The sequence below is a fragment of the Streptomyces sp. HPF1205 genome (assembly GCF_020400825.1).
GTDB lineage: Bacteria > Actinomycetota > Actinomycetes > Streptomycetales > Streptomycetaceae > Actinacidiphila.
In genome coordinates, this window is sequence record NZ_JAINVH010000074.1 from 1 (window position 1) to 7597 (window position 7597).

At 76.1% G+C, this 7597-nt stretch carries 1 protein-coding gene; it reads right to left on the reverse strand.

What is annotated here, in order from left to right; genetic code table 11:
• Window positions 1-7597: type I polyketide synthase (locus K7G61_RS36800; RefSeq protein WP_263985257.1), on the reverse strand; the 7597-nt coding region annotated here is incomplete at both ends.

Sequence of the window (7597 nt, forward strand, 5' to 3'; positions counted from 1 at the left end):
GACGTGGCCCGCGGGCAGCGGTGCCTGCGCGTCGGGTGCGGGGACGAGTTCGAGGGCGTCGAGCGTGCCGCGCTCACGGCTGTCGAGCCGCCAGCTCGCGGCACCGGCCGGCGGTCGCAGCTCGTCGGCGGGCGCTATCGGTACGAGGCCGGGGGTCAGTACGGTGCCCGCGCGCAGGGCGAGTTGGCCGGAGCCGGCGGCGGCGAGGCCGGGCAGGGCGGCCCAGGACTCGGCGGCGCCGTCGGTGTCGAGGAGGACGACCCGGCCGGGGTTCTCGGCCTCCGCGGAGCGTGCGAGGCCCCACAGGGCGGCGGCGTCGAGGTCGGTGACGGGTTCGCCGGCGGCGGTGGAGACCGCGTGGGCGGTGAGGACGGCCAGGCGGGAGTCGGCGAAGCGGTCGTCCGTCGACCACAGCCTGATCAGGTCCAGCAGCCGCGCCGGCGCGCCCGCCCCGCCCAAGGGGACGAGCACGAGCGGCGGGACGGGACCGGCCTGTGTCAGCTCCTCGGGCGTGCCGAAAGCCGTCACGTTCAGCCCGGCCGCGGTCATCGCCGCCGCGGCGCCGACCGGGTCGGGGCCCAGCAGCGTCCACGCCGTGACGCGGGCGGTGTCGGCGTCGGCGGGCACCGCGAGCGGTTCCCAGGCCAGGCGGTGCAGCGGCGAGGCCGCCGCGGGGGCGGGGGCAAGGCTTTCCGCGGAGACCGGGCGCAGGACGAGGGAGTCGACGCGGGCGAGCGGGGCGCCCTCGGCGTCGGCGATGGTCAGTGCGACGGCGTCGGTGCCGGCGGGTGACAGGCGCACCCGGAGCGCGGACGCACCGGTGGCGTGCAGCGACACCCCCGACCAGGCGAAGGGCAGCCGGCCCTGGCCGGCGGCGGCCTCGGCGGCGGTGACGCCGATGAAGTCGCCGAAGCCGACCGCGTGCAGGGCCGCGTCGAGCAGGGCGGGGTGCAGGCCGTACGCGGCGGCGTCACTGTGTACGCCGTCGGGCAGGACGACCTCGGCGTACACGTCGTCGCCGTCGCGCCAGGCCGCGCGCAGGCCCTGGAACATCGGGCCGTAACCGTAGCCCTGGGCGGTGAGGTGGTCGTAGTGGCCGGTGACCTCGACGGGCCGGGCGCCGGCCGGCGGCCAGACAGTGAGGCCGACCGTGGTGTCGGCGACGGGCGGGGCGAGTTCGCCGACGGCGTGGCTGGTCCACACCACGTCGGTGAGGCCGCCGTCGTGGCCGGAGGGCCGGGAGGAGACGGCGACACCGCGGCGGCCCTGCTCGTCGGCGGCGCCGACCCGTACTTGGAGGTGAACGGCGCTGTCACCGGTGAGGACCAGCGGGGTCTGGAGGGTGAGCTCGTCGATGCGGCCGCAGCCGAGCAGATCCCCTGCGTGCAGGGCGAGTTCCACGAAGGCGGTGCCGGGCAGCAGCACGGAGCCGAGGATCGCGTGGTCGGCGAGCCAGGGCTGGGTGCGGGTGGAGACCAGGCCGGTGAGGACCAGGACGTCGTCGTCCGCGAGGTGGACGGCGGCGCCGAGCAGCGGGTGCCCGGCGGACACGAGCCCGAGCCCGGTCGCGGAGCCCGCGGCCACTCCGGTCAGCCGCGGCCAGTGGCGCCGCCGCTGGAAGGCGTAGGTGGGCAGCTCGACCCGCTGGTCGGAGGTGCCGGCGTAGTACGCGGCCCAGTCGACGGCGGTGCCGCGCACGAACAGCCGCCCCAGAGCGCCGGTCAGGGCGAGGGTTTCCGGACGGTCGGCGCGAAGGAGCGGGAAGAGCGCCAAGTCGCCGTCCACGTCGGCGAGGACGTCCTGCGCCATGGCGGACAGCACACCATCCGGGCCCAGCTCGACATACGTGCGCACACCTTCGGCATGCAGACCACGTACCCCGTCGGCGAACCGCACCGCCTCCCGCACATGCCGCACCCAGTACGCGGGGTCCGTGAGGTCGCCGGTCAGGTCACCGGTGACGTTCGACACCACCGGGATACGGGGGGCGTGGTACGTCAACGACTCGGCGACCGCACCGAACTCCGCCAGCATCGGGTCCATCAACGGCGAATGGAAGGCATGCGAGACGGTCAGCCGCTTGACCTTACGGCCCTCAGAACGCCAGGCCGCCTCCAGCTCAGCGACCGTGTCACCCGCACCCGAAACCACCACGGCCTCAGGCCCGTTGACGGCCGCGACAGCCACATCGCCGCGGCCCGCCAACGCCTCCCGTACAACAGACTCCTCCGCCCGGACGGCCAGCATCGCGCCCCCCGCCGGAAGCGCCTGCATCAACCGACCCCGCGCGGCCACCAGCCGGACCGCGTCCTGCAGCGACAGCACACCCGCCACATGCGCAGCCGCCAGCTCACCGATCGAATGCCCGGCCAGAACATCGGCCCGCACACCCCAGGACTCCACCAGCCGGAACAGCGCCACCTCAAGCGCGAACAACCCCGCCTGCGTATAGACGGTACGGTCCAGATCCACCGGCTCCGCCTCGAACATCACCTCCCGCAGCGGCCGCTCCAACTCCGCGTCGAAATACGCACACACCTCATCCAGCGCATCCGCGAACACCGGGAACACCCCGTACAACTCACCCCCCGCCCCCGCACGCTGACTGCCCTGACCGGAGAACAGGAACGCCGTGCGACCCTCCACGACCGAGCCCGTGGTCAGTCCCGGCTGGTCGGTGCCGCCCGCGAGGGCGTCGAGGGAGGTGAGCAGCGCCGCCCGGTCGGGGCCGGTGAGGGCGGCCCGGATGTCGAAGGCGGAGCGAGTGGTGGCCAGGGCGCGGGCGATGTCGTGGGCGGTGGCGTCCGGGAGGGTGGCGACGGTGTCGGCGAGGCGGGCGGCCTGGGCGCGCAGGGCGTCGGCGGTGTGGGCCGACACCGTCCACAGCGCGTCGGGCAGGGTACGGGGCGGTGCGCCGGCGGCCGTGGTCGCCGGGTCGGGGGCCTGCTCCAGGACGACGTGGGCGTTGGTGCCGCTGACGCCGAAGGAGGAGACGGCCGCGCGGCGCGGGTGGCCGGTCGCGGGCCAGTCCTGGCGTTCCGTGAGCAGGGTGACGGCGCCGGCCGACCAGTCGACGTGCGGTGTCGGCTCGTCGACGTGGAGGGTGGCGGGCAGCTCGCCGTGGCGCATGGCGAGGACCATCTTGATGATGCCCGCGGCGCCGGCGGCGGCCTGGGTGTGGCCGATGTTGGACTTGATCGAGCCGAGCAGCAGCGGCTGCCCGTCGGCGCGGCCCTGGCCGTAGGTGGCGAGCAGGGCGTCGGCCTCGATGGGGTCGCCGAGCGCGGTGCCGGTGCCGTGTGCCTCGACGGCGTCGATCTCGGTGGGGCTCAGGCCGGCGTCGGCGAGGGCGTCGCGGATGACGCGCTGCTGGGAGGGGCCGTTTGGGGCGGTCAGGCCGTTGCTGGCGCCGTCCTGGTTGACGGCGGAGCCGCGGACGACGGCCAGGACCGGGTGGCCGAGCCGCTGGGCGTCGGAGAGGCGCTCCACCAGGAGCATGCCCGCGCCTTCGCCCCAGCCGGTGCCGTCGGCGCCGGCCGCGAACGCCTTGCAGCGCCCGTCGGCGGCCAGGCCGCGCTGCCGGCTGAACTCGACGAACACGCCGGGCGTGGACATCACGGTCACGCCGCCGGCCAGGGCCATCGTGCACTCGCCCGAGCGAAGTGCCTGCCCGGCCAGGTGCAGGGCGACCAGCGAGGAGGAGCACGCGGTGTCGACGGTGACGGCGGGGCCCTCAAGGCCGAAGGTGTAGGAGAGGCGGCCGGAGACGACGCTCGCGGCGTTGCCGGTGCCGAGGTGGCCGCCGAGGTCCTCCTGGGCGGCGGCGAGCAGCGTGCCGTAGTCCTGGCCGTTGGTGCCGACGAACACGCCGGTACGTGAGCCGCGCAGGACGCGCGGGTCGATCCCGGCGCGTTCGAACGCCTCCCAGGACGTCTCCAGCAGCAGCCGCTGCTGCGGGTCCATGGCCAGTGCCTCGCGCGGCGAGATGCCGAAGAAGTCGGCGTCGAAGTCGCCGACGTCGTCGAGGAACCCGCCGACGCGGACGTACGAGGTGCCGGGGTGGTCGGGGTCGGGTGCGTAGAGGGAGTCGAGGTCCCAGCCGCGGTCGGCGGGGAAGTCGCCGACGGCGTCGCGGCCGGTGGCGAGCAGGTGCCACAGGGCCTCCGGCGAGGTGGCGCCGCCGGGGAACCGGCAGGCCATGCCGATGATGGCCAGGGGTTCGTCGGTGGCGGTCGCGGCCGGTCCCGCGGGGTGTCCGGTCGCCGCGTCGCCCTGTCCGGGCAGGGCGAGCTGGTCCAGGAGCCGGCGGGCGAGGGCGGCCGGGGTGGGGTGGTCGAAGACGAGGCCGCCGGGCAGGCGCAGTCCGGTGGTGCGGCCGAGGGCGTTGCGCAGTTCGACGGAGGTGAGGGAGTCCAGGCCGAGGTCGCGGAAGGCGCGGTCGGCCTTGATGGCGTCGGTCGAGGTGTGGCCGAGGACGAGCGCCGTGTGGTCGCGGACGAGGTCGAGCAGGGCGCGTTCGCGTTCGGCGGGGGTCAGCGGGGTGAGTGTCGCCGCGAGTCCGGTACCGGCGTCGGTGGGCCGCGGCGCGGCGGCGGGGGCGAGGGCGGTGACGAGGGCGCTGGGCCGGGCGGCGGTATAGCCGGCGGCGAAGCGGTCCCAGTCGATGTCGGCGACGGTGAGGGTGGCGTCGTCGCCACGGGCCGCTTGGCCGAGGACGGCGAGGGCGGGCCCGGCGGCCATGGGGCGCATGCCGCCGCGCCGCATGCGGTCCTCGACGGCCCCCGCGTCGGCCGCCATGCCGCTGCCCGCCCACGGGCCCCAGGCGATGGAGGCGGCGGGCAGGCCGAGGGCGCGGCGGTGGTGGGCGAGGGCGTCCAACTCAGCGTTGGCGGCGGCGTAGTTGGCCTGGCCGGCGGCGCCGAAGGTGCCGGTGGTGGAGGAGAAGAGGACGAACGCGGCCAGGTCGAGGTCGCGTGTGGCCTCGTGCAGGACGTGGGCGGCCCGGGACTTGGCGGCCAGGACGGCGGCCAGCCGATCGGGGGTGAGGGTGTCGAGGACGCCGTCGTCCAGGACACCGGCGGCGTGCACGACGGCGGTGAGCGGGTGATCGGTCGCCAGGCCGTCGGGGCTGTCGAGGCCGTCGCGGCCGGCAAGGAGGGCGCGGCCGTCGAGGCTGTCGAGGAGGGCGCGGACGGCGGCGGGGTCGCTGACGTCGCAGGCGGCGATGGCGATGTCGGCGTCGAACTCGGCCAGTTCGGCGCGGAGTTCGGCCATGCCGGGGGCGGCCTCGCCGCGGCGGCCGGCGAGGACGACGCGGTCGGCGCCATTGGCGGCGAGCCAGCGGGCGATGTGGCGGCCGAGGGCGCCGGTGCCGCCGGTCACCAGGACGGTGCCGGAGGGCTGCCAGGCGGCGTCGGTGGTGAGGGGGGCGCGCTCCAGGCGTGCGGCGAGGACTCCGGTGGCGCGGACGGCGGTCTGGTCCTCCGTACGCTGGGCGAGGACGGTGGCGAGCCGGGCGGCGGCCCGGTCGTCCGGCGTCGCGGGCAGGTCCACCAGGCCGCCCCAGCGGTCGGGGAGTTCGAGCGCGGCGACCCGGCCGAGACCCCAGACGGCGGCGGCCTCGGGGGTGGGCACGGTGTCGGTACGGGAGGCGGCGACCGCGCCTGCGGTCAGGCACCACAGGGGCGCGTCGAGGCCCGCGTCGCCCGCGGCCTGGAGCAGGGTGAGCGCCTGCGCCGCGTCGGCGGGCAGGGCGGCGATCCCGGCGAGGGGGCCGTGCTCGGCCGCGGTGGCGAGCAGTGCGGCCAGGCCGGCGCGGTCGGTGGCGGCGTCGAGGGCCGTCGTCAGGACGCGGGCTCCGGCGGTCTGCAGCGCGTGGGCGACGGCGGTGGCGCGGTCGGCGGCGTCCTGGGGGGTGGCGGGAGCGGCGAGGAGCCAGGTGCCGGTGAGGGCGGTGCCGGCGGGGAGGGTGACGGGCTTCCAGGTGACGCGGTAGCGCCAGCTGTCGGTGGTGCGGCGTTCGCGGCGCCGGTTGCGCCAGGTCGCCAGCGCCGGCAGGGCGGGCGCGAGGGCGTCGGCGGCCGAGTCGTCGCCGACGACGGAGGCGAGCGCCTCGGCGTTCTCCCGCTCGACGGCCTCCCAGAAGGAGGCGTCGGCCGGGTCGGCGTCGGCTGCCGCGGTGGCGGCAGGGGCGGGCGTCGGCCAGTAGCGGGCGTGCTGGAACGGGTAGGTCGGCAGGCCGGTGCGGCGGGCGCCGCTGCCGGTGCCGGTGTCGGAGAGGTACGCGGCCCAGTCAACGGCGACGCCGGCGACGTGCAGCCGGGCGAGTGCGGCGGTCAGCGCCTCGGACTCGGGCCGGTCGGCGCGCAGGGCGGCGACGGAGACGGGTCCGGTGTCCTCGTCGGCGAGGATGTGCTGAGCCATCGCGGTGAGGGTGCCGTCGGGGCCGAGCTCCAGGAACGCGCCGATGCCCTCGGTCCGCAGGGCGCGCACGCCGTCGGCGAACCGGACCGCCTCGCGCACGTGCCGGACCCAGTAGGCGGGGTCGGTCAGGCCGGTGGCGGTCTCGCCCGTGACGTTGGAGACGACCGGGATGCGCGGGCTGTGGTACGTGAGCGTGTCGGCGACGAGGCGGAAGTCCGCCAGCATCGGGTCCATCAGCGGCGAGTGGAACGCGTGGGAGACGGTCAGCCGCTTGACCTTGCGGCCTTCTGCCCGCCATGCCGCTTCCAGGCCGTCGATCGCCGTCCCAGCGCCCGACACCACGACGGCGTCGGGCCCGTTGACGGCGGCCACGGCGATGTCCTGACTGCCCGTCAGCATCGCGCGTACGGTGGCTTCGTCGGCCTGGACGGCGAGCATCGCGCCGCCCGCGGGCAGCGCCTGCATCAGCCGGCCACGGGCCGCGACCAGTTTGACGGCGTCCTCCAGCGACAGCACGCCGGCGACGTGTGCGGCGACGATCTCGCCGATGGAGTGGCCGGCGACCATGTCGGGCCGGACGCCCCAGGACGCGACGAGGCGGTGCAGGGCCACCTCGACGGCGAACAGCGCCGCCTGGGTGTGAACGGTACGGTCCAGGTCCCGACCGTCCGCCTCGAACAGCACGTCCTTCAGGGGGCGTTCGAGCTCGGCGTCGAAGTGCGCGCACACCTCGTCGAGCGCGTCGGCGAACACGGGGAAGGCGGCGTAGAGCTCGCGGCCCATGCCGGGCCGCTGGCTGCCCTGGCCGGTGAAGAGGAACGCGGTGCGGATCCCGGGGGCGGCCTCGCCATCCACGACGCCGGGGGCGGCGGAGCCCTCGGCAAGGGCGGCCAGGCCCGCGAGCAGGTCGTCGCGACCGGCGGCGGTGACGACGGCCCGGTGCTCGAACGCGGTGCGGCCCGTGGCGAGCGACAGGGCCACGTCGGCGATGCGTGCCGGCCGGGTGGCGAGGTGCAGGGCGAGACGACGGGCTTGGTCGGCGAGGGCGGCGGGGGTGCGTCCGGAGAGGGCGACCGGGACCGGGGTGCCCGGTTCGTCGGACGGCGCGGCCGGCTCCGGCGCGGGCTCGGCGTCGGCCTGTTCGAGGACGACATGTGCGTTGGTGCCGCTCACG